The organism is Nocardia sp. NPDC059691 (assembly GCF_042733915.1).
Lineage (GTDB): Bacteria > Actinomycetota > Actinomycetes > Mycobacteriales > Mycobacteriaceae > Nocardia > Nocardia sichangensis.
The window spans coordinates 308,489-331,724 of sequence record NZ_JBHWFB010000004.1; the positions used below are offsets into that span (position 1 = coordinate 308,489).

A 23,236-nucleotide genomic window follows, 5' to 3' on the forward strand; every position below is an offset into this window, starting at 1 on the left:
CGGCAGCTCGTTCCGGTGACGGGCCGCGCGATATAAGTGGCCGAGAATCCTTTTCGGGTGCCGCTTCGGATGTGCACGGTGTTCGCCGACGGCTGGGAACGCGGGATCAGCTGGTGCCGACCGAACGACCCGACGGTGTCGATTCCATCGGGCCGCGACCCCCGATGACGTGCGGACGTGCCGTCGCCGCGGTGCGATTCCGCGCCGGTGCGACACCCTCGGCGCGTAGACCGGCCATCACCGCTCCGGACGCCGTGTTTGGGCGGCCGCACAGCGGGTAAATCGCGCACTGCCATACCGGGCCAGCACACCCACGGATCGGACGGAAGGTATGTCCGAAAGAGACACCCCCGACGAAGAACATCCCGCCCCCGATGCCGCGGACAGCGGACACAGCGGCGACATCGCACAACCCCACGGCACCGACGAATCCGGTCCGATCGTCGCCGCCGAGGCCGAAGCCGCCCGGGCGCGCAGTGCGGAGTTCCCCCTGGGCCGACCCGGGCGTCCCTTCGATCGGCGCTCGCCGTTCATGATCGGGATGACCGGAGCCGCCGGTGTCGCGGTGACCTACGCCGCCATTCGCACGGTGCTCGCGGCGGGCCAGACGCTGATCCTGATCGTGGTGGCGTTGTTCCTGGCCGTCGGGATGGAGCCGTTGGTGTCCCGGCTGGTACGGCCCCGGTTCCCGCGCTGGGCCGCGGTGACGACCGTCTACCTGGTCGGGCTCGGCCTGTTCGCCGGATTCCTCGCCGCGGCGATACCACCGCTGGTCACGCAGGGTGAGGCGCTCGCGCACAACGCGCCCGATTACGTCACTCACCTCGCCGACCGCTATCCCTACATCGGCAGCCTCGACCAGCGATTCCACCTGCAAGACCGGCTGCGGCGAACACTCGAATCGGACTCCTCCGGCTTGACCACCGGGGTGCTGGACGCCGGGCGCGCGGTGTTCTCGATCGTCAGCAGCACGGTCGTCATCGCGGTGCTGACCGCCTACTTCATGGCGAACTTCACCCGCGTGCGCGCTTCGGTCTACCGGCTCTTCCCCCACTCGCGCCGCTCCCGCGCCATTCTGATCGGCGACGAGATCTTCGCCAAGGTCGGCGGCTACATCCTGGGCAACCTGGTCATCTCGCTGATCACCGCCGTCCTGACCGGCATCTGGCTGCTCATCTTCGACGTGCCGTACCCACTGCTGCTGGCAGTGCTGGTAGCTGTGCTCGACCTGATCCCGATCGTCGGTTCGACGCTCGCCGGGGTGATCGTCGCGCTGGTCGCGTTGACCGTCTCCCTGCCGGTCGCGGTGGCGACCGTCGCGTTCTTCATCGCGTTGCGCCTGTTCGAGGACTACGTTCTGGTGCCACGCATCATCGGCCGCGCGGTGCACGTACCCGCGCTCGTGACCGTGGTGGCGGTGCTGCTCGGTGGCGCGTTGCTCGGGATCATCGGGGCGTTGCTGGCCATCCCCGTCGCCGCGGCCGTCCTGTTGATCATGCGCGAGACCGTCCTGCCCTCACTCGACGAGCGATGAGCGAGACCGGGTGGCGGCCACATTCCCGGTAACCTCGGTATCACTGTGTCCGGCGCAGCATGCGGATGACGGCGCTGTCGATGACCGCCCGCTCCGCGTCGGCGGATCCGGCCCGCTTCGCGCGCCGCAGCGCCGCGGCGACAGTCGTACCGTTCTCGAAGGCGGTCACCACGCGTGGATCGACATAGGACGCCTGGGCGACGGCCGGGGTATTGCCGAGTGCGGCTGCGACCTCGTCCATGACCTCCCGGACCGCACGCTTGCGCGCACGCAGGTTCGACGGCCGTTCGATCGAACCGAGCGCGGCCGCGGCCAGGACGGTCGCCTGCCAGGTGCGCAGGTCTTTGACGCTGCACTCGCAGGCGGCGAGTTCTTGGAAGCGCGCGTTGATGTCGTCGGCGCGCAGTTCGCCGTAGCGGTCGCCGTCCCGGTACACCAAGAGCCGATCGGATTCCGTCCTGCCGCGCTGCAGTGATCGAACGGCTTTGGCCAGCAATGGGTCTCGGACGCTCACTCGTCGCCGGATACCGCCCTTGGCGCGATAGTCGAAGAGCATCTGCTCCCCCGACACCCGGACCTGCTCGCGCAGCAATGTCGCGACTCCCCTGGTGCCGTGCTCCTCGGCGTACTCCTCGCCCCCGACCCGGAACACTCCGCGATCCACCAGATCGATCGCCACCGCTTCCACCCGCCGCCGGGCCGAGCCGCGCAGGGCGAGATCCTCCCGGACCTGCGCGCGGACCTCCGGCAGGCGGCCCGCCAAGGCCAGGACCCGGTCGAACTTCTCCTCGTCTCGCTCCTTGCGCCACTGCTCGTGGTACAGGTACTGGCGGCGGCCCGCGGCATCGACGCCGACGGCTTGGATGTGACCGTTCTCGTGCGCGCAGATCCACACCTTTCGCCAGGCCGGCGGAATCGCCAACCCGCGGACGCGCTCCAGTGTCGCGTCGTCCCGCACCGGTTCGCCGTGCACGGTGCGATAGCCGAACCCGCGTCCACGCCGGACGCGTCGCAGTCCGCCGTCGTACGGTCGGCTACGACGCAATCGTATGCTCACATCACATAGCTGCCCTGTCCTGGACAGGCGAAACAGTTCGAGGCGCCAGGACCCGGCAGGACGACCCGGCGCGGCACGTGTTCGGTGATCCAGCCGGAGAGTTACGGGGCCGGCGGGACGAAGGGCTGGTTGACGGTGGTGAAGTACTGCACCAGAGCGGCAACGGCGATCGGCGCGGTGACGAAGAGCTGACCGGCGAGTGTGCCCAGAGCCCCCACGGCCAGGATTCCGCCCAGACAGCCGACGGCGGCGGCCGGGATGAACGGGCCGAACATGCCGACGATCGTCGCGGCCGCGACGGTCGCTCCCGCGATGCCGCCGAGCACGCAGCCGACCAGGCCGCCACCGAGGCCACCGGCGACGGTGCCGATCGCGGCGCCCGTCGCGATGGTGTCCTTCAGCCGGGTGAATGCCGCGACCTCCCGCTCATACGGCGTTCGCCAACGCGCCGAGTCCTCGAACGGCAGGGCGACCGGGCGGTACGCCGCGTGCTGGAGGTCGAACAACGGTGTGAGCGTGGCGGTCCGGCCGCCGATGTCGGCCGCGATCGGGAAAACGAAGTCGTCGACACGGAATTCCAGCGGCGTGCCCGCGAGCACGGTGCCGTCGTTCGCCGCGATCGCGAACACTCCGTTCTCGGCCTGCAACGAGCCGGAGTCGATCCGGACGACCACGCTCTCGGCGGAAGCGGTCGCGGTGTAGTTCACGGCTTGCCCACCGGCTTCCGGTGGCGCGGCGCCTACGTTTCCGGCCGGAACGCAGGCAATCGCGACAGCGAGCGTCGATATCGTGGCGATCTTGCGCACAACCATGTCCGTCAGTCCTGCCGCACCGTGCCCAGCACGGCCCCGCTGTTCGCGTCGACGGCGGCCGCCGCGAGCAGCCCGCGCCGACCGGGAAGTACGCGGCGAGTAGCGACTTTCATAGAAAACCTCCTGCGGGAATAGTGATCTCGAAGACGAAGATCACCTTCGCAAGCGAAGGCTTAAGACAGCCTGAAGTCGCCTGAAAACCGGTTCAGGCAAACGTTTCTCTGTCATTGTCGGGCCGACGGCGTTAAGGTCGGTGACGGGTCGGGGTTTCCGGGGGTTTTCGCATTCGTTTCCGTCGGTCAGTCCCGACGCTGCCCGCGTCGGCTGTGCCCGCTGCTCAGCTGTCGCCGAGGCGCGAGGGTGGGTGCGCTCGATCCCCTCCGAATGCACCCACCTTCCCCGAGCACATGTTCGCCGCTGCCAGTTGATCGAACCGGTGCACCAACGCCCGGCCACAAAGGTTCATTCGGCGACGAACTCCGCCTCACGCTCCACCGCCTCGATGGTCCGGCGCGGCACCTGGATCGGACCGGGCGTGTAGGTGACAGCTCGCAGCGCGCCGGTGTAGCGGAAAGTGCCGCGGCGTTCGCGCAGTTCCCACGCCACAGGACCGCGAGCGTCGACGCCGACGGAAATCCCGGTCCACGGCGACATACCGACCAGCTGGACTCGATCCACCAGCCGCGCGACCTGGACGCCATCGAGCTCGATGACGAAATCCCACCGCAGCCGGGGCCGCACCGTGGCGCGCACGGTGATGTGCCGCGTTCCTTCCGCGAGGGTGCGCGTGGTGACGCTGTCGTAGCGGCCGTAGCTGTTGACACCGAACGTCACCCGGCCGTTCTCGAGGTAGAGCACATAGCCGCCCAGCGGGTCACCGTGCGCGACGAGAACCCCTTCGTCGCCGGACGCGTACCCGGCGAGTTCCGCCTCGATGACGAAGTCCCGATAGGCGATCAATCGCTGCGAGCGATACCGCTCCAGGGTCGGGGTGCCCGGCAGCAGCCGGACAGGCGCGGCGAATCGGTCCTCCTCCGGCCGCCGCCGTGCCAGATCCTGGCGCGTGAGCAAGGGGAACACGGTATTCGCCCAGGCGGATTCGTCCCATGCGGCGGCCAGTTCCGCGACCTTCTCCGGGAACCGCTCGGAAAGATCGTGCAGCTCCGTCGGATCGGCGCGAACGTCGAACAGCTGCCATCTCGGCTCATCGATATCGGTCCCGGGCTCGTACAGCGACAGCAGTTTCCATCCGTCGCGATAGAAGCCGCGATTGCCGACCATCTCCGAGTACTGCTCGGTGTGCTCGGACACCGCATGGGGGTCACGCAGCGTCCGCACGGCCGAGACGCCGTCGAACTCCTTGGCGGGCAGCCCGTTGCGTACGCCCGGCCGCCGCAATCCGGCCAATTCCAGCAAGGTCGGCGCGAGATCGGTGACGTAGGTGTACTCGTGCCGGATGCCGTTGTCGCCCGCGCCGCGCGGCAGCCCCTTGGGCCAGGAGATCACGAACGGCACGCGTACGCCGCCCGCGAAGGTCTGGCCCTTGTAGAAGCGGAACGGCGTATTGGACGCCTGGCCCCACCCGCGCGGATAGTGGACACCCAGCTTCGCTGTGCCGATCAGGTCCTCGTCGTGCGGGACGTCGCCGATCCAGTCCGGATCGGTGATGTGGGCGAACTCCGCGAAGTAGGTGCGGGTGCCTTCCGGCCCGCCCTCGGCGGTGCCGCCGTTGTCCGAGGTGAACACCACGATGGTGTTGTCGAGCTCGCCGAGTTGTTCGAGCGTGTCGACGAGGCGTCCCAGGCTCTGGTCGATGCTGTCGACCATGCCCGCGTACACCTCCATGTACCGCGCGAATCGCCGCTGCTGCGCGGGAGTCAGCGAATCCCACTTCGCCGCTTCGTAACCCGGCTCGGTGTTGCGGGGCTTCTGCTGGGTGCCCGCGGGAAAGAGGCCCTGGGCGAGCTGGGCGGCGAACCGGCTCCTGCGCAGATCGTCCCACCCCTTCGCGTAGCGGCCGCGGTATTTGGCCAGGTCCGCGGGCTTGGCCTGCAACGGACCGTGCATGGCGACGTGCGCGAAGTACAAGAAGAACGGCTTGGTGGCGTCGTGCGCGCGCAGATCCTTGAGGTAGGCGATGGCCTTGTCGGTCAGATCGTCGGTGAGGTAGTACCCCTCCGGGTACTCCTCGATGTCGACGACCGAGGAGTCCGACACCAGCTGGTTCGGGTAGTAGAAGGAGTTGAGGCCCTCGAGCGAGCCGTAGTAGCGGTCGAAGCCGCGCTGGGTCGGCCAGGAATCCCGGTGCGCGGCCGGGTTCATCGTGGCGTCGCGCACCAGGTGCCATTTGCCGACGGCATAGGTGGCGTAACCGTTGCCGCGCAGGATCTCCGGCAGTGTCAGCACGTCGTCCGCCAGTTCCAGGCGCAGCCCCGGATATCCGGGATCGGCGTTGGCGACGAAGCCGAAGCCGGCGCGGTGGGCGTTGATGCCGGTCAGCAGCGACGCGCGCGACGGCGAGCACAGCGGAGTGGTGTGGTAGTTGGTCAGCCGGAGGCCGTCGGCGGCCAGGCGGTCCAGCGTCGGCGTCTCGATCTCGGAGCCGAACGGGCCGATGTCGCTGTACCCCATGTCGTCGATCAGCACCACGACGATGTTGGGAGCGCCCTCGGGAGCGGTGGGCGGATAGCTCCACTCCGGTGCCGAATCTGCCGTGGTGCGGCCGACGGAGCCGCCGAAGTCGTCATAGCCGCGAGCATGGGGTGGAACAGGCATTCGTGCAGTCAAAGCCACCTTCGCCCGGGTCACCACTCTTTCGCGCATCGTGCGCCGAACGGATGACCCGGTGGTCCGCGGTTGCTAACTTCGCTGTCGACCCTGGGCCGCGTCGAGCGACGGGCGCACCTCACCGCTCCGGTGCAAGGCTTGCACCAAGTCTGCGACGTCCGCCGCATCCGGTGTGTAACCGGGGAAGTAGCAGCACACCTCTTCGATCCCGGCGCCGAAGCGGGCCCTGATCTGCGCCGCGCACTCTTCCGGTGTGCCTGCCACCCCGATCGTGCGCACCATCTCGTCGGTGACCGCCGCCCGCATCTCGGCGAAATCGCCCGTCTTGGACAGCGCGTTGAGCCTGGGGTGCAGCGCCGCCCATCCCTCGACTTCGAGGACCGGACGATACGCGGGCGTGGACCCGTAGAACGCGATCAGCGAGCCCACGCCGCCCATCGCAGCCGTCAGAGTTTCCTCGGTGCGCCCGAGCGCGACCATGACCTGAGCGATCACCGGGAATCCGTCCGCGGTCCGCCCGGCCCGGCGCAGGCCCTCGGCGACGGCGGGCAGTGTGCGCTCGGTGAAATGGCGCCCGCTGTTGAACGGCATCACCAGCAGTCCGTCGGCGACCTCCGCGGCCTTGCGCGTCATCACCGGTCCGAGCGCGCCCATCAGCACCGGAGGCGGACCGAACGGGTTCGGCCCGGGGTCGAAGGTGGGCGGCATCAGCGTGTGCGTGTAGTACTTGCCGCGAAAGTTCAACGGGCCCCGCCCTTCCCACGCGGCGAGGATCGCTTTCACCGCCGCCACGCTCTCCGCGGTGCGCTCCGCGGGCGCGCCCCAACTGCTGCCGTAGCGCTTCTCGATATGGGCGCGGATCTGCGAGCCCAACCCGAGCCGGAACCGTCCCTCGCTGTAGAGCCGCAGATCGTAGGCAGCGTGGGCCAGATGCATCGGGCTACGCGGCCCGGCGATCGCCACGTTCGTCATCAGTTCCAGGGATGTCACTCCGGCTGCGACGACGAGGGGAAAGAACACGTCGTGCGGGCCCTCGAAGGTGAACAGGCCGTCGGCCCCGGTCTCGGCCAGCGCTCGCGCGTCGGCCGCGACGTGCGGTGGCGCTCCGGTGACCTGCACATGAACCTTCACGCCGACCTCCGCCGGTCTCGGTGCGTCACGCTTTCCGCGACACGACGACCCCATCGTATGGACAGCGCTCTGTGCACGTGTCCAGTTCGAGCGAACCGCTCTCGGATCTGCTTCGCGCGATGTCCCCGCCGGACATCGGAACTCCGAGGGGTGAGGTCACGTACCGAGCAGCGAGTTCTCGCTCACGGTGACGACGACCACGATGTCGCCGTAGGGCGCCGCGCCCATGGCCAGTCTGTGGCCCAGACGCGCCAGGCCGAGCCATCGTCCGTATTTGGTCTGCATACCGGTCCGCACCTGGTGGAACAGTGGCCCGGTACGAAGCAATTCGGCCGTGCCCTGATGCTGCCGCGATCCGAGAGCCGGCGCACCTCGCCAGTCCGCGGCCTGCACGATGACCCGGGGTTCGCGGGCCAGATGCCGAGCCTCGCTGGAATGCGACGAGATACAGAAGGCCAGACGCCCGTGGTCGACCGGTAACACGAGGTGCGGCACGGTGTTCCAACGCCCCGTGGCCTCCGGCCGTGGGTACGTCACGCGCACTGTGCTCGCATCCCACCACAGCATCCCCGGATGCCATTCGCTGGGACGATTCGGGACGGCGAGAACGCGATGCGCCGCCGGGAGCCGGTTGTACCGCCGCGGGGTGTAGCCGCGGAGTCTGCTGCGGAGCGAGGAGCCGCCGTGCACTGGATAAGTCATCGCGTGGAACCTCCGGGACAGGGGCGAGTTCAGGGGGTACCGATCCGATCTCCGTACTGCGATCGGCGCCATGGCGCCGTGAAGAAGTACCACCGGGCGCATCCAGGTGCAACGACCTGTCCGTGTCGCCGCGCAATGGAGAGCGAATCGTCATGCGCCGCGCCCGGCCGAGAAAGTGTTATGGCCCGTCCGGCTGGGACCGATGCGCGCGAACCGCGTTCACGGCGGCGAACAGCAATCCGATGCCGATCAGAACGCAACCCCGCAACCACACGACCCCGTCGATCCGGGTGAACAGGAACAGACAGGAGGCCAGTCCCAGCCAAGGCACGACGCGTGGCACGCGAAAATGCTCGTCCACGTCGGGCTCCCGCCGCAGGATCAGCGCCGACGCATTGACCGCCGCGAAAACGACCAGCAGCAACAACACCAATGTCTCGGCGAGGGAGGCCACCTCGCCGGTCAGTGCGAGCGACAACGACGCCGCCGCGGTCACGGCGATCGCCACCCACGGCGTCCGGCGGCCCGGCAGAATCCGGCCCAGCGCGCGCGGAAGCAGCTCCTCGTGAGCCATGCCGTAGGCCAGCCGCGAGGACATGATGCCGGTCAACAGCGCCCCGTTCGCGACGGCCACCAGGGCGACCACGGCGAACAACTCGTCCGGGACGCCACCGGCCAGGCGCACCACCTCCAGCAGCGGACCGCTCGAATTCGCCAGCCGATCGGTGGGCACCGCCGCACCGGCCACGAAGCCGATCAGCAGGTACACGCCACCGGCGGTAAGCAGCGCCCCGAACAGCGCGCGCGGATAGGACCTGCGCGGCTCGGCGACTTCCTCCGCCAGATTCACCGAGGTCTCGAACCCGACGAAAGAGTAGAAGGCCAGCACCGCGCCCGCCAGGGTCGCGCCGACGACGCCGTGCTGCTCGGTCCCCACCTCGGCGAGCCGGGCCGGTTCGGCGTCTCCCCGAACGATCACCCACGCGCCGAGCCCGATGACCACGACGAGCCCGCCGAGTTCGACCACGGTCGCGGCCACGTTGGCGCCGAGCGACTCCTTGATGCCATAGATGTTGAGCAGCGCCAACGCGCCGATGAACACCACCACGACCAGCGCGGTCGGCAATGTGACCAAGGCGCGGAGGTAGTCCGCGGCGAACGCCCTGCTCAGCGCGGCCACGGAGACCACACCGGCCGCGAGCATGCAGAAGCCGACGAGCGATCCCGCGGCCGGCCCGAGCGCACGGCCCGCGTAGTGGGCCGAGCCGCCCGCCTTGGGATACTTCGTCGCCAACTCGGCATAGGAACCGGCAGTGAGGCAGGACATACCGAGGGCCACCAGAAGCGGTAGCCAGATCGCACCACCGGACTCCCGCGCGATGTTGCCGACCAGCACGTAGACGCCCGCGCCCAGGATGTCACCGAGAATGAAGAAGTACAGCAGAGGCGTGCTCACCGCCCGTCGCAGAGTATCCACCACAGGGCGGCGGATACCCGCGTCATCGACGCCGAAGCTCGCGCCGTGTCACGCCGGCGTCGCCGCGATCATCCGGCTGGGGGCCGCCTGCACGGCGCCGTGATAGAAGTGCCTGCCCAGACCGACCGTGAACACGAGGATTCCGTACACCGAGTGCTCTACCGACGCGGTGAACAGCGACCGGGTCCGCAAGTACCGCGAGGCGAAGATCCAGCCACCGACGCCGCTGGCGGCGACCGAGAACCAGCTGCCGAAGACGATGTGCACGAAGCCGAACGCGGCCGCGCTCGCGATCACCAACCCCGCGCCTTCCCCGAAGACGGGCGCGTACCGGTGGAACAGGAACGATCGGAAGATCAATTCCTGCGGGTACACGCTCAGCACGGGATACAGCACCATCACCGCGAGCCATATCCCAGGATTCCGCCGGGGCAGATCGAACAGATCCTCCCGCCGCACCACCGCGACCGCCGTGGTGAGCGCCACCGCGCTCACTGCCGCGCCCGCCGCCATCGACCGCGCCTGGGCGCGCAGTGCCTCGCTGCGCCAGAACGCGGCGCGATCGAAATCGGAGGAACGCCGTAGATAGACCGCCGCGCCCGCGGCCAGCGCGAGCAGTGCGGGAATCGGCGACTTGCCGCGCGACACGCAGCGACAAGCGCGCCGATCACATTCGGACGATGGGTACCGACATCCTCAGCGGGACAACCACCCTGCGAACCACCGGGACAGCAGCGGCATGATCACCCACACCATCGCGGCCACCGCGACCGGCACGATACAGGCCAGCCGGAGCGGCGACGGCAGATGGTCGAGCAGTGGTGCGGCGATCGTCACCAATCCCGTGAGCAACGGGTAGAGACCGGCGATCGTCAGCAACCAGATCTTCCACTTCGCCGGACGCGCGGCCGCACTCGGGACAGCGTCATCCGCGCGAACAGGCCGTCCGCTGTCGGACCGCTCGTCCGGAATCTTCTTCGTATCGACCACTTCCCGCTCCTTGCTTCGCCGCTCGCGCCCCGCGTTCTCTCCGAGCAGACGGAGCAGACCACGCCACTGTGACATTCGCGAATGCCTCGCACAGTGTGCCTGCTGCCGGAGCCACGACGCGCATGGTCGGTCTTCCCGCGCCAGGGCACGATGGTCGCGCAGGTGCTTCCACCGCTGTGACGCCCGGCCGCCCTCGGATGCGTCGCGGCGTCGTGAGGCGGTTCACGCCTGCGCGGTACACACGCATACCCATTACGCGGCGGGGAATGCCGGATCAGTGAACGACAATGCGCCATCGGGGGCCGTGCCCACGGTCCCCGTCTCCAAAAGGACGGGAAGTTTCCAATTCTGGTTCGCCGATCAACGCTGGGAGTGGTCGGAGGAGGTCGCGGCCCTGCACGGGTACGCACCGGGTGAGGTGACACCGACGACGGAACTGGTCCTGGCGCACAAGCATCCGGACGACCGAGCGGAGGTCGCCGACACCTTGGCGACGGCGGTGCGGACCGGGCTGCCATTCAGCGGCCGTCACCGCATCGTCGATACCACGGGCGTCACGCACCACGTGCTGGTCGTCGGCGATCAGATGCGTGACGCCACCGGTGCGGTGGTCGGCACGGCGGGGTACTACATCGATGTCACCGACACCGTCGACGAGGAGCGCCAGGAGATCATCGACGCCACGCTGCCGGAGATGGTCGCCGCCCGCGAAGTGATCGAGCAGGCGAAGGGCGCCTTGATGCTGGTGTACGGGATTTCGGCCGATCAGGCATTCCGTGTGCTCACCTGGCGATCACAAGAGACGAATACGAAACTGCGTGTTCTGGCCGAGGAACTCGTGGCCGCGCTGAGCGATTTCGGCGGTGCGGATGTGCAGACCCGCACGCGCTTCGACCACGTGCTGCTCACCGCGGACGAACGTCGTGTGCAGGGCTGCCCTTGACCCGATGTCGTCGGGTCTCGACTCCCCCGTCGTGTCAGTGGTTGTCCGGACGGCCGTGGTCGATCTCGGCCATGTGCGCTTCGGCCCACGCGCGTAGCGCCGCCAGCGGAACTTCCAGCGACATACCGAGTTCGGTGAGCCGGTAGTACACGCGCGGCGGCACGGTGGGTTCCACGCGCCGTGCGACCAGCCCGTCCCCGGTCAGATTCCGGAGGGTCACGGAGAGCATCTTCTGCGAGACGCCGGGCATGCGGCGCTGGAGTTCGGCGAAGCGCACCTCGCCGGGCGCGGCCTCGGCGAGCAGTTTCACCACCATGGAGACCCATTTCGTGCCGATGCGGTCGAGCAGCCGCCGGGTCGGACAGGCGGGATCGAACAGGTCACCGGCGGCTTCGGCGTGCTTACGCCGGGGATCGGTAGTCACCTCGAGCTCACCACCTGATTCGAAAGTGCGGTCTTGGCAGCGCCGCCCAGCCTACCTACGGTCAGCTGATAACCAATAGTGACCAGGAGTAGGTGATGACCACCCTGTCTTCCGAGATCTCGTTGCGCCGCATCGCGACCAATGGCATCGAGGTGAATGTCGCGATCGCCGGACGTGGGCCCGCGGTCCTGTTGTTGCACGGGTTCCCGCACACCTGGCAGCTGTGGTCCGAGGTGATCGGGCCGCTCGCGCGAGGGCGCCGAGTGATCGCACCGGATCTGCGCGGCCTCGGGGCGAGCACGCGCGCGGCCGACGGCTACGACGCGGGGAATCTGGCCGTCGACGCCGCAGGACTGCTGGACGCGCTCGGCGAGCCGACCGCGGCGGTGGTCGGAATCGATGCGGGCACGCCACCCGCCTTTCTGCTGGCCATGCGGTACCAGCACCGGGTGCGGCGACTGGTGCTGATGGAATCGCTGTTGGGCACGCTGCCCGGCGCCGAGGATTTCCTGTCCGCCGGGCCGCCCTGGTGGTTCGGGTTCCATGCGGTGCCCGGCCTCGCGGAGAAGGTCGTCGCCGGAAACGAGGCGGCGTATATCGACTGGTTTCTGGCCGCGGGCACTTTGGGCCACGGTGTCCCCGGGCCGATTCGGGACGCCTTCGTCGAGGCCTACGGCGACCCGGAGGCGTTGCGATGCGCGTTCTCGCACTACCGTGCGATGCCGGCCAGCGCCCGGCAGATACACGACGCGGTGGCCACCGCACGGCTCACGGTGCCGACCATGGCCGTCGGCGCACACCCGGTGGGTGACGCGCTGGCCCGGCAATTGGCTCCCAACACCGATGTGCTGATCCACCACGAGATTCCGGGTTGCGGGCACATCATCCCGCTGCACGCACCGACGGAACTGGTGTCGTTGCTCAGCGATTTTCTTGCCGACGACCGCGGGGCCGCACTCCGGCCGGATTGACGGGAAAGCGCGGACAAACCAACCGAGCCCCGAACCGGTATACATCGGTTCGGGGCTCGCTCGGGGGTATTCGCGCCTATCCACCGATCGCTCGGTAGTTTGACAAGACGAATGTACCGGGCTGTACGCGAAATCACCAAACCCGGGTTCCGCGGGAGCGGAATGGTTCAATGAGCAACTTGTACGGACTCATATGAGGTTCTTCTGCTTGCGGATTCGCCGACGCAGATCGACCATCAGCGCGTGCGATCCGCCGTGCCGCACGAAGCGCGGAATGAAGCGGTTGACAAAGGAAACGAATACGAACAGGTTCTCGAACCTCCGCTGGTCGGCGTCGGTCCACTCGACCCGGAGCTGTTCCCGGAAAATCGGGGCCAGGAATCCGATGGTGAGGAACCGGAGCAGGTTCCGGAAAGGCAGCCGCAGGTACCAGTGGATCATGCGAAGATTCAGCAGGCTGTCGAGGTAGCCCCGGACGTAGTCGTCCAGCACGACTTGCTCGCACGCGGTGTTCCAATATTCGTCGAATTCCGCGCGGGTGGCGGGCCACATGTCCTCCGTGACCTGCAAGGTGGTGCCCAGAGTGGAGGACGAGGTGTAGAACGCTTCGGCCTGCTCGTCGTTCATTCTCCCGTGCAACAGCTGGTAGGTGTCCTCGAAACCGATGTAAAGGCAGGCGGCGACCCACAGTTGGAGGTTGCGGTCGAAGGCGTTGTACTTCACGGCGGCGCCCGGGGCCGAATGCACCTGCCGGTGCGCCACATTCACCGCTTCGCGATATGCCCTGCGCTCTTCCTCGGTACCGAGGATGGCGACCGCGAGATATTGCGTGGTCGTGCGCGCCCGTTTCCACGGGTGCTTCATCAGCGAGCCGGACTCCACCTTGCTTTCGGCCACGCCGTAGCCGACGCCCGGCCGGGCCATCTGCATGACAACGTTGGCCGCGGCGCCGGCGAAGGACCAGAAGTCCAGAGCGTCGGTGAGTTTGACCGGCCGCTTGGTGTACGGCCGATGCGTGACGCTGATACCGATGCGGGTGTAGTCCTTCGTCAGCGGCGCGCTGTGGTCGCGATCGGGTTGATGAGCGACTGCGGTCATCGGGATGTCCTTCCATCTGCGTTCATGCGTCGCGCGACCAGGCGAACCAGCCGCGCCGACGTCAGCCGGACACCGCCGAACACCAGCCCGGCGGCGGAGAGCACGACGAGGAACTCGAACACGGTCAACTCCGCTCCCAGCACCCGACTGACGGTCGACGGTCCGGATCCGACCGTGTCGCGACGCCCCGCGGACGCCGAAGCCGGAGTACGCCCGACTCCGGCGCGTTCCCACTTCGGCCGCTCCTCCACGAGAACATCGGCGGGCATCGGACTCTCCTGCGTTCGATGACCTGAACCGGTCACCCGTGCTTATGTTACTGACGATTCTACTCGGCGCTGAGTTAATGACGCAATAGAACTAGTAACCAAGGCGATATTTGGCGGGGCTCATAACCCTCATATGTGGTCCCTTGTTCTGAGTCTCAAATCGATCGCCAGGCCGCCGGACTGGCCGTGCCAGGTCGCTCATTTCCGCACGCCGGGCGGCTGTGTCGCCGTATCGAACAAGGTGACCCGCATCAAGCGCGCCACGGCATCCTGCGGACAGCCGTGCCTGCCGTCGCCCAGAGCCCTGCCGAGGTCGACGACCAGACCGAACGCGGCGTGCACGAGAATTCGCGCTTGCGCTGCGGAGAGATCGGAGCGCACGGCGACCAGCAGCTTGCCCCACTCGGCCACCGACAGACGCTGAATGTTGCGCAACACGACTCGCTCTTCGGCCGGGACGTGCGAGAACTCCGTGTAGTAGACGAATGTCAGTTCCCGCTCGGCGAAGGAGCCCGCGACGTAGAGTGCGATCAATTCCGTCAGCGCCGCGGAGGGAGTGGCCGAAGACGCGATGACCGGACCGATGGCGTCCGCCACCCGGTCGGCGGCGCGACGGAAAGCGGCGGTCAACAGGTCGCTTTTGCTGCGGTAGTAGCGGTAGACCGCGGACGCGGCGGCCAGGTCCGCCGCGCCGGCGATGTCCTCGACGCTGACATTCGGATATCCGCGCTCATGGAACAGTTCCACGGCTTTCGCCAGCAACAACTGATGTTTGAAAGGGGTCGGCGGGTCCGTCGACGGCTGCGCGACGGGGGATTCGGCGAAAGTCGGCAACACCGCGTGCACCACCGTCCAACAGGCTGCGGCCAGCAGGGCCGCGAGCGATTTCGTCGGCAGGGCGGCGTGGTGATCACCGATGCTGCTGACGATGCTGAGTATCGCCACCGCCCGGACGAATTCGTCTCGCTTGCTCAACCCTGGGCGCACCGCAGCGATCAGCCGGCGAAGCGCGGTGATCGAGGTCGCGAATTGATCGGTGAGGGTCTTGCCGTCTTCGTCGTCCAGATAGCGGCCTTCCCAGCGCGCCGAAGTCACGGTCGGGCGATTGGTGACGGCCTGGGCGATCAACGCATCGATGACGTATCGCAATCGAGCCTCGGCGCCCCAGCTCTCGGCCTCGGCGGGAAGCGTCACCGCGTCGACGGTGACCTGGCCCAAGCGGAGCAACTCTTCGCGGAACAGGGAATACTTGCTGGGGTAGTGGCGATACAGCGCCGCGGAGCTGATCCCGACCTTGGCCGCGATCTCCTCCATGCTGACGCCGTGATAGCCGAGGGCCCCGAACGCGGCGGCGGACGTGGCCGCGATCTGCGCCCGCCGGTTACGCGGGCGCCTGCGCACCACCCGTTCCGAGCCGGGCTCAGCGGATTCTGTTCTCGCGCTCTTCACGGCGCCGGCGTCACGGTTGCGCGGGTAATGCCAACGGCGAATTGACCTTGTTCACCAGCCACCTATCCCCGACCTTCTCCAAGCGCATCACCATCGACAATTGCCCCGGCGCGGGCTTGCCCTTGGTGCCGAGACTGGTGATGGTCTGGCCGATGACCACGATCGCTTCGGCGGAGTGTTCGTCACCGGCGCGAATCGCGCACTGCACGTCGCGCGTGGCCGAAGTGACCTGGCCTTCGCCGAGCACCGTACGCAGCTCCGTGCTGGTGGACTCGAATTGTTTCTTCCAGTCGCCGGTGGCGCCGTCGCTGACGGCGGCGAAGTAGGCGTCGAGATTCTTCGAGTCGTAGTTCGCCAGGACGGGCGCGTAGCGGCAGGCCGCGGCGCGTGCGTCCTCCTGTGCCGCCAGCAGATTCTTGCTGTCGTGATTCTGGACGTACCAGTAACCGGCCGACGCCACCGACACACCCACGAGGATCGCGGCCGCCGAACGCAGGGCGATCGGACCGGGACGGCGGATCGGCAGACCGCGCAGCCGGCGCCACCGATCACCGGATTTCGCTGTGCCGGTTCCGGCGGGATTCGCGTCCGGCGCAGTCGTGCCCGCGGAGTCGGTGCGCACGGACTCGGCGTCCTTCTCATCCGCTTGCGTTGCCGGCGAGCCTGTTTCGGCGGTCGGATCGAGGTCTTCGCTCTTCATCGGAAATCTCCTAGTTGCCGGGGACCGGGCGGGACAGTTCGTCGCCATGGACACCAGGCGGCCGAGCGGCCCCGTTGTCCGGAATGCCGGGACGCGGCGCGTTCGCCGAACCACGCACCTGCAGGGCGGGATCGTTGGTGACGCAGTAGTTGTAGAGCCGGACTCGGGTGTCGGTCATCTTGTCCGTGGGCACCACCGGGATGGTGTCGTATTCGCATGTGGGGCGCGGCCAGATGTCGACCAGGGTGTAGAAGGCGTTGTCGTGGGCGGGTATGCCCAGCGCCTCCGAGCCGACCCGCAACGCGGGGAACAGTGCCGCGATCGCCGGGGCGCGCAGCTTGGCCGCCTTGGTGATCGCGACGAAGTTCGTCACCAGGTTCGTGATGGGATCCTGGGTGCGGGACACGAAGCCGCCGAGTGTGCCGAGCTGGGCGGGCCCTTCGTCCAGGAGGTGACGTACTTCCAGATCCGCCGCGGTCAGCTGCTCGAACAGCACGCCGCCCGTGCGCGTGAGTGTCGCGAGGTCCGGTTGCGCATGCGAGGTCGTCTCCGCGATCACTTCGAGGTTTTCGATCAGCTGACGTGTCTGCGGCAGCAGGTCGGTCAGCCCGGCCATGGCGCGACTGATGCCCGACACCATGTTGCGCAACTGGTCGGGGCCTCCGGCCAGCGCCTTGTCGAGTTCGTCGACGATCACGTTCAACCGGTCCGGGTTCAATCCCCCGATGAAGCCGCTGAGATCGGTCAGCACCGACTGCACGCTCACCGGCACGGTCGTCTGGGAGCGTTCCACCAGCGCTCCGTCGGTGAGGTAGGGGCCGGTGTCGGAATCCGGGCGGAAGTCCAGGTACTGCTCGCCCGCCGCCGACAACCGGCCGACGGCGACCGTGCCGCCCACGGGAATCTCGGCCGCGGAGTCGATCTCGGCCACGGCCGCGACGCCGCTGCCCGCGACTTTCACCTCGCGGACCTTGCCGACCCTGGTGCCGCGGAAGGTGACGTCGTTGCCCGCCGACAAGCCACCGGACGACTGCAACTCCACAGTCACCGTGTAGTCGTCGCGCAGCGGATCGAACCGCAGGACTTCGGCGCCGAGATAGGCCGCGCCGAGGATCAGCACCACGATCAATCCGAAGTTCGCCACCGCGACACGGCGGCGGACCAGCCACCGCCACAAGGGGGGATTCATCGCTCTCCTCCTTGCTGGGGCTGCTGAGGTTGCTGTGGCGGACTGGTGACCCGGCCGATCACCTTCTCGATCACCTGCGCCAAGCTGCCGATGAACGCGGGCACGTCGCCGATCTCGGGCAGCCTGCTGCCGCTGGGATCGGTCAAGGCCCCGACACTGAGGTAGGACACCGTCGCGGCGACGGCCAGGGCGGGCCCGTCGAGGCTCGCCATCAGCGAGGGATAGATGGTGTGCAGGCCGTTCAACGTTCCGTCCAGGTCGTCGCCCATCTGGGTGAAACCCGCCATCAACCGCTGGATGCTGTCGAACAAGCTGACCGCCTGCGGGCCGGTCGTCTCGGTGAAATCGCCGAGCGCGGTCATCGTGGTCGAGACTTTGTCGAGCAGGTCCACGATGGACTGGTTGTTCTCCGCGAGCAGAGCCAGCAGCCCCGGGAAGGTATCCGCGGCGTCGCCCAACTCGGCCTTCCGCCTGGCCAATTCACCGGTGAGCACATTGAGGCCGGTCAGGACGCTGTCGATGTCGCCGGTGCGCTGATTCAGCGCGGCGATGACACCGGTCAGTTCGCTGAGCAGGTGCGCGAGTTGCGGCGCGCGGCCCGCGAACATCGAATCCATCTCGGAGGTGATCTTCGCGGCCTGGTTGATGCCGCCGCCGTTGATCAACATCGAGACCGACATCATCAGCTGCTCGACGGACGCGGCGGCCGACGTGTGCTCGGTTCCGATGACGTCACCGGCGCGCAGATTCTCGCCGCCGGATGTGGCCGCGGGCAACGTCATCGCGACGAAGATGTCGCCGAGCGGCGTCGCCTGACGCAACTCCGCGGTGGTACCGCGTGGCAGCTGGATGTCCTCCCTGATCAGCATTTCCACCTCCGCGATGAAGTTGGTCGTGCTGATCGCGGTGACGACGCCGATATCGGTGCCACCGATCTTCACGTGCGCGTGATCGGGCAGATTGAGCGCGTCACGGAAGGCAGCGCGAATGGTGTAGCCGGGGGCTCCGATACCCGGTTTGGGCATCGGCAGATTCGCCACAGTCACGCCGCAGCCGGTCGCGGTGCCCATGACCGCGGCCAACGCCGCCGCCACCGCGGTGCGTCGAAGCGAGTTCGTTCCGATCATTTCGAAATCCCCAGTAGTGCCGCGGTGAGGCCGAAGTCGGGCCCGAAGTCCTGGATCTTCCCGGTGCGGCAGCCATCCAGGCGCATCTGGACGCGTTCGCAGAACTGGGACACGACCTCGTTGTCGAGCAGGACCTTGTCGGTCAGCGCGTGCAGGCGCAGCGCTTGGTGCTCCCGGCTTACCGCGTTGGACAAGTTCTCGAACAGCAACGGCCCGACGTCGACGATCTCGGTGAGGCCGCGGGCGTTGGCCCGCATCTGTTCGGTGATGGTCGTGAATCGCTCCAGCGCACCGGCGAGCTGATCGGAGTTCTCGCCGACCAGCGTGGCGGTGTTGGCGACGAACTGGTCCAACTGCCGCAGCACCGCCTGCAGACCGGGCGCCTGGTCGCCCATCAGCTGCACCAGTTCGGTGAGGCGGCCGCTGAAATCACGTACCGTCTGGTCGTTCTGGGCGATGATCTGCGTGATCTCGTTGAGTTTGATGATCGTGTTCGAGATCTGGTCCTTGTTGGCGAAGGTCACCTCGAACGCCGAGGACAGCGCGTCCAGGGTCGCGCGCAGTTTGTCGCCGTTGCCGTCCAAGAGCGGGAACAGGACACGGCTGGCCATCGGACCGTTCCGGTCGTCGCCTTTGAGCGCGGCGCCGAGCTGGTCGAAATTCTGCAGGATGCGGTCGAGTTCGACCGGTGTGCGCGTCCTGGCCAGCGGGATGTGCGTCCCGTCGGTGAGCAGCGGCCCGTCCCCGCTGTACGCGGGGGCGAGTTCGACATGCCGATTGGTGATCAGCTGCGGCGACACCAAGGCGGCGATGGCATCGGCCGGGACCTTGGTTCCCTGTTCCAGGCTCATGGTGACCTGGACGTAGCTGCCCTTGGCCTCCACGGTGTCGACCCGGCCGACCGGAACGCCCAGCACCGCGACCTCGTTGCCCGCGTACAGCCCGGCGACGTTCTCGAAATCGGCGCTGATGCGGATGCGCTCGCCGAGGTACTGCCTCGGCAGCGCGGTCAGGCTGTCCGGTACGAGCGCGCAACTCGCGGTGACCAGCGCGGCCACGACCAGCACGCCGAGCTGCGCGAATCGTCGTGTTCTCATCAATTGCACCCCTGTACGGCTCGAGCGAAGCACAGCCAGTTGTCCGGGAAGAACCACGGCGCCCAGACGTCGCCGTACGGACCGTTGCCGACGGCGTTGTTGAACTGCCGCAGAGCGATCGGCATGTTCTCGTAGAGCCGGTCCAGATTGTCGCGGTTCTTGACCAATCCCTCGGACATGGTGTTCAGGTCGTGGATCAGCGGCCCGAGCTGGCCGTTGTTCTCCAGACCCATCTCCTGGAGCAATCTCGACAGGGCCGCGACGTTGTCGAGCAACTGTTTCAACAGATCCTGTCGCTGCTGGACGGCGTTGCCGATCGCCTCGCCGCGGGTCAACAGCAACAGCACGCTGTTCTGGTTGTCCGAGACCAGCTGGGACACCTGGTCCATGCTCTTCAGCAGCGAATCCACTTCGTCGCGGCGATCGGTCACGACCTTGGCGAGCGCGCCGATGCTGTCGAGCGCCTGGACCGCCAGCTGCGGGGAATCCCCCATCTGCTGGTCGACCAGGTCGAGCGCCTGGCGTAGCTTCTGCGGATCGAGGCGTTCGATGCGTTCGAAGGAGTTCTTGTACTTCGGGTCCTGGATGACCTTGCTCAGGTTGTACGGCACCGACGTGTTCTCGATGCGGATGCGATTGCCCGGCAGGCCCTTTCCGTCTCCTGGCACCAGGTCCACGTGCAGGCGGCCGAGAATCGTCGACATCTTGATCGCCGCACGCGCGTCGGGGCCGAGACGGAGATCGCGACGCACTTTGAGATCGACCACGACCTTGGCGCCTTCGAGACGGACCGCGCGCACCGCACCCACTTCGATCCCCGACACGTCCACCGTCGCGCCCGGACGCAAACCCGCGGCCTGGGCGAATTCGGCGTGAATCGTCTTGTCGCCCAACCGGGCCTGGGTCAGGACACTGGAGCCGATCAACAGAGCGGCCACCGTCGCGGCGGCGACCAGGCCGAGTCGCAGATACCGGTTCCGCAGGAATCCCGGCCACGGAATGCGCTTGCTCATCGGCACACCTCCGAATGCGAGTTGCCGCCCACCTGGGAGAACAGTCCCGGAGGCAACAGCACGCCCCACAACGACACGTCGAGGCTGCACAAATACGCGTTGCCGTAGGCGCCGTTGCTGGTGAAGCGCGCGACGCCGTTGAGTACGGCGGGCAGTTCGACCGCAGCCCGGTCCAAGGAAGCGCCGTTGAGCAGCAGCAACGCCACACCTGTGGTGGCATCGTTCTGCGCCTTCGACAAACCCGGCTTGACCTGCATGATCAGCTGGGTCAGCGAGTCGGTCGTGTGCGCGACGCGGTCCACCGACTGCTTCAGACTCTCGCCTTGCGAGTAGAGCGCCTCGACCAGCGCCCTGGCCTGGGTGAGCAGCGTCTCCAGCTCGCCGCTGCGATTGGCCAGGCCGCCGATCACGGAGCTCAGGTTGCTCAGGACCTCCCCCAGGATCTTGTCCCGCTGCCCGAAAGTGCCCGCCAGGTCCGCGGCTTGGGTGATCAGGCTGCTGAGCGACACCTGGTTGCCTTGCAGGGCCTGGATCAACGTCTCGGACAGGGAATTGACCTGATCGGGTTGCAGCACGGTGAACAACGGCTCGAAGCCGGACAACAACGCGGACACGTCGAACGACGGTTCGGTTCGCTCCAGCGGAATCCGCGCGCCCGCCGCGACGACGGCGCCCGCTTCCTTGCCCGGCGCCAGGGCGATATAGCGCTGACCGATCAGATTCTGGTAGCGCACCAGCGCCTTCGTCGTGGTGGTGAGATGCTGGCGCGCATCGATCCGGAACTCCACCTCGGCGCGGTAGCCGTCGGTGAAGTCGATCTTGTCCACGCGACCGACCCGCACGCCTGCCACGCGTACGTCGTCCCCGACGCGCAGGCCGAGCACGTCGGAGAAGACCGCCGAGTAGCGCTGGGTATCCCCGGTGACCGATCGCTGCAATGTGGACCAGATGGTGACGGTGAGCGCGACCGCCAGCACCGCGAACAAGCTGAATCCCGCCAGCGCCTTGCCTGATCTCATCGGCGCGCCCCTCCCTCGTCGGCGGCGGTCACGGTGACCGATCCGCCCGCCAGCACCGGAGTCAGCAGCAGGTACTGGGCCACGGTCGGCCGCCCTCCCACGATCGCCGCCACGGCGTCGGAACCGCGCAGCGCGATGGGCCGCGCCTCGGGGCCCGGACTCTGCGGGCCGGGCTCGCCGGGTGCCACGGCGCTCGGCGAAAGGCCGGGGACGGACGGCAGACCCGGGATGAACGGGAGACCGGGAATCGCGGGCAGGCCCGGCAGCACCAGCCCCATTGCGCCCAGCGGCGCGGGCGCGACCGGCACGGGTGCGGGCCCCGCCGCGTCGAGCCACTTCGGCATCAGCTGCGGCGGGTAGTTCTGCTCCGGCGCCACCTCGGGCACCGTGGCGCCTCCGCAGCGGGGACCGTACTGGTCGCCGTAGTGCGGGCAGTCCTTCGCCGTGTACTGCTGGAACGGCGTGAACGAGACATCCATCTGCCACACCATCTGTTTGGACGGACCGAAGTGGAACGTGGTCGCCAGCCGTCGCAGGGCCACGTTCAGATTCGCGGCCGTGTACGGGATGGCCTCGGGATCCTCGGCCAACCCGCCGAACAGATCGTCCAGACCGGACACGAGGAACTTGCCCGCGTCGGGGTTGCGGGCGAACAGTGCGTTGACCGAGTCGACCGTCGCGTTACCGGTGGCCAGCAAGTCGATGAGCTTCGACCGTCGTTCGGCCAGCGTGCGGGCGGTGGTCACCGACTCCGACAGCACCCCGACCAGTTCGGGAGCCGACTGGCTCAACGCGATCGATGCCCGCCCGAGGTCACCGAGCAGCGCGTCGATGCCGGGCGTCGCCCGAATTTCGGTCAGCCAGTTGTCCAGGCGCTCCACCGTCGAGCCGGGCGCACGCGCCGCGGGATCCAGCGCGGCCGCGAGAGTGGCCAGCACCCGGCCCAATTTCTCCGGTTGGATGTTCTCGAGCACGTTGCGCAGCACATTCAACGTCGTCTGCAACGCCACCGTCTCGCTGCTGGTGTCCTCCGCGATGGTGGCGCCTGCGCGCAGCGTTTTCGGTTCAGGGCCGTTGTCGACGAATTCGATCGCCGTGACGCCGAACAGGTTGTTCGGGATCACCCTGGCCGTCACGTTCACCGGAATGGTTGAGGCGACACCCGGTTTCAGATCCACGCGCGCCTGCTGCCGGGCGCCGCGGGCCACCACGTCCACCGCGGCCACCCGGCCGACGACCATGCCGCGGAATTTGACGTCCGCCCGCCCGGGCAAGCCGTCGCCGGTGCTGGTGAGCTCCACGGTCACCGGGACCTTGTCCTCGAAGTAGCCGGTGTAGCGCAGCGCGAGCAGGTACAGCAGGACCGCTACCGTCGTCAGCACCGCCAACCCGGCGAGGGTCAGCTGTCTCGCGGTCGGTCCGCGACCACTGGGGTCAAGAATCATCG

General features: G+C 67.6%; 22 protein-coding genes. 3 read left to right on the forward strand and 19 right to left on the reverse strand.

All coding sequences use genetic code 11. From position 1 onward, the window contains the following. Window positions 1–331 precede the first annotated feature (331 nt). Window positions 332–1,534 carry an AI-2E family transporter gene (locus ACFV2O_RS11710; protein WP_364428413.1) on the forward strand — a complete coding sequence of 401 codons (1,203 nt, stop codon included), beginning with the start codon at window positions 332–334 and terminating at the stop codon, window positions 1,532–1,534. A 40-nt stretch (window positions 1,535–1,574) separates the two neighbouring features. Here the strand turns inward: ACFV2O_RS11710 and ACFV2O_RS11715 are convergent, their stop codons facing one another. The 8 genes from ACFV2O_RS11715 to ACFV2O_RS11750 form a co-directional block, all read right to left on the reverse strand. Further along, entirely contained in the window at window positions 1,575–2,585 is a 1,011-nt protein-coding gene (locus ACFV2O_RS11715; RefSeq protein WP_379251917.1) for a DNA topoisomerase IB, read from the reverse strand. A gap of 107 nt (window positions 2,586–2,692) precedes the next feature. Then, window positions 2,693–3,403, reverse strand: a complete 711-nt coding sequence (locus tag ACFV2O_RS11720) for a hypothetical protein (protein WP_379251770.1) — start codon at window positions 3,401–3,403, stop codon at window positions 2,693–2,695. A 462-nt stretch (window positions 3,404–3,865) separates the two neighbouring features. Continuing rightward, complete coding sequence (locus tag ACFV2O_RS11725) at window positions 3,866–6,178, reverse strand: arylsulfatase (protein WP_379251771.1); 2,313 nt, start codon at window positions 6,176–6,178, stop codon at window positions 3,866–3,868. Between the two features lie 84 nt (window positions 6,179–6,262). Continuing rightward, window positions 6,263–7,321 carry a TIGR03617 family F420-dependent LLM class oxidoreductase gene (locus ACFV2O_RS11730; protein WP_379251772.1) on the reverse strand — a complete coding sequence of 353 codons (1,059 nt, stop codon included), beginning with the start codon at window positions 7,319–7,321 and terminating at the stop codon, window positions 6,263–6,265. A 156-nt stretch (window positions 7,322–7,477) separates the two neighbouring features. Continuing rightward, the gene (locus ACFV2O_RS11735; RefSeq protein WP_355077465.1) at window positions 7,478–8,023 is read right to left on the reverse strand and encodes a hypothetical protein; all 546 of its coding nucleotides are present in this window, start codon (window positions 8,021–8,023) and stop codon (window positions 7,478–7,480) included. Window positions 8,024–8,201: 178 nt separating this feature from the next. Then, window positions 8,202–9,479, reverse strand: a complete 1,278-nt coding sequence (locus ACFV2O_RS11740) for an APC family permease (RefSeq protein ID WP_379251773.1) — start codon at window positions 9,477–9,479, stop codon at window positions 8,202–8,204. 69 nt (window positions 9,480–9,548) lie between these two features. After that, window positions 9,549–10,148 (reverse strand): CPBP family intramembrane glutamic endopeptidase, encoded by a 600-nt coding sequence (locus ACFV2O_RS11745; protein ID WP_379251774.1) that lies wholly within the window; start codon window positions 10,146–10,148, stop codon window positions 9,549–9,551. 48 nt (window positions 10,149–10,196) lie between these two features. After that, window positions 10,197–10,490, reverse strand: a complete 294-nt coding sequence (locus tag ACFV2O_RS11750) for a hypothetical protein (RefSeq protein WP_379251775.1) — start codon at window positions 10,488–10,490, stop codon at window positions 10,197–10,199. Window positions 10,491–10,767: 277 nt separating this feature from the next. On the opposite strand from ACFV2O_RS11750, the gene ACFV2O_RS11755 reads away from it, so the two are divergent. Next, window positions 10,768–11,433 (forward strand): PAS and ANTAR domain-containing protein, encoded by a 666-nt coding sequence (locus ACFV2O_RS11755; RefSeq protein ID WP_379251776.1) that lies wholly within the window; start codon window positions 10,768–10,770, stop codon window positions 11,431–11,433. A 34-nt stretch (window positions 11,434–11,467) separates the two neighbouring features. Here ACFV2O_RS11755 and ACFV2O_RS11760 read toward each other — a convergent pair whose 3' ends face one another. Beyond that, complete coding sequence (locus tag ACFV2O_RS11760; protein WP_379251777.1) at window positions 11,468–11,857, reverse strand: winged helix-turn-helix transcriptional regulator; 390 nt, start codon at window positions 11,855–11,857, stop codon at window positions 11,468–11,470. Window positions 11,858–11,952: 95 nt separating this feature from the next. Between ACFV2O_RS11760 and ACFV2O_RS11765 the strand changes: the two genes are divergently transcribed. Then, on the forward strand, window positions 11,953–12,828 hold the full coding sequence (locus ACFV2O_RS11765; protein ID WP_379251778.1) for an alpha/beta fold hydrolase: 876 nt from the start codon (window positions 11,953–11,955) through the stop codon (window positions 12,826–12,828). A 189-nt stretch (window positions 12,829–13,017) separates the two neighbouring features. On the opposite strand, the gene ACFV2O_RS11770 is transcribed toward ACFV2O_RS11765, so the two are convergent. The 10 genes from ACFV2O_RS11770 to ACFV2O_RS11815 all read right to left on the reverse strand — a co-directional run bounded on the left by ACFV2O_RS11770 (window position 13,018) and on the right by ACFV2O_RS11815 (window position 23,234). Beyond that, a complete protein-coding gene (locus ACFV2O_RS11770) occupies window positions 13,018–13,926 on the reverse strand; it encodes an oxygenase MpaB family protein (protein WP_379251779.1) in 909 nt (302 codons plus the stop codon). Continuing rightward, a complete protein-coding gene (locus ACFV2O_RS11775; protein ID WP_379251780.1) occupies window positions 13,923–14,195 on the reverse strand; it encodes a hypothetical protein in 273 nt (90 codons plus the stop codon). Before ACFV2O_RS11775 ends, ACFV2O_RS11770 begins: the two co-directional genes overlap by 4 nt. 198 nt (window positions 14,196–14,393) lie before the next feature. Next, on the reverse strand, window positions 14,394–15,596 hold the full coding sequence (locus tag ACFV2O_RS11780) for a TetR/AcrR family transcriptional regulator (RefSeq protein ID WP_379251781.1): 1,203 nt from the start codon (window positions 15,594–15,596) through the stop codon (window positions 14,394–14,396). A gap of 58 nt (window positions 15,597–15,654) precedes the next feature. Beyond that, window positions 15,655–16,344: a hypothetical protein gene (locus ACFV2O_RS11785; RefSeq protein WP_379251782.1), complete on the reverse strand. Its 690-nt coding sequence runs from the start codon at window positions 16,342–16,344 to the stop codon at window positions 15,655–15,657. Window positions 16,345–16,354: 10 nt separating this feature from the next. Further along, window positions 16,355–17,533, reverse strand: a complete 1,179-nt coding sequence (locus tag ACFV2O_RS11790) for an MlaD family protein (protein ID WP_355077447.1) — start codon at window positions 17,531–17,533, stop codon at window positions 16,355–16,357. Then, a complete protein-coding gene (locus tag ACFV2O_RS11795; RefSeq protein WP_379251783.1) occupies window positions 17,530–18,660 on the reverse strand; it encodes an MCE family protein in 1,131 nt (376 codons plus the stop codon). The genes ACFV2O_RS11790 and ACFV2O_RS11795 overlap by 4 nt, the downstream gene beginning before the upstream one ends. Next, window positions 18,657–19,757, reverse strand: coding sequence for an MCE family protein (locus ACFV2O_RS11800; protein ID WP_379251784.1), 1,101 nt, complete (start codon window positions 19,755–19,757; stop codon window positions 18,657–18,659). Before ACFV2O_RS11800 ends, ACFV2O_RS11795 begins: the two co-directional genes overlap by 4 nt. Next, window positions 19,757–20,770, reverse strand: a complete 1,014-nt coding sequence (locus tag ACFV2O_RS11805; RefSeq protein ID WP_379251785.1) for an MCE family protein — start codon at window positions 20,768–20,770, stop codon at window positions 19,757–19,759. Before ACFV2O_RS11805 ends, ACFV2O_RS11800 begins: the two co-directional genes overlap by 1 nt. Next, a complete protein-coding gene (locus ACFV2O_RS11810; protein WP_379251786.1) occupies window positions 20,767–21,789 on the reverse strand; it encodes an MlaD family protein in 1,023 nt (340 codons plus the stop codon). The genes ACFV2O_RS11805 and ACFV2O_RS11810 overlap by 4 nt, the downstream gene beginning before the upstream one ends. Then, window positions 21,786–23,234, reverse strand: coding sequence for an MlaD family protein (locus ACFV2O_RS11815; RefSeq protein ID WP_379251787.1), 1,449 nt, complete (start codon window positions 23,232–23,234; stop codon window positions 21,786–21,788). The genes ACFV2O_RS11810 and ACFV2O_RS11815 overlap by 4 nt, the downstream gene beginning before the upstream one ends. Window positions 23,235–23,236 lie beyond the last annotated feature (2 nt).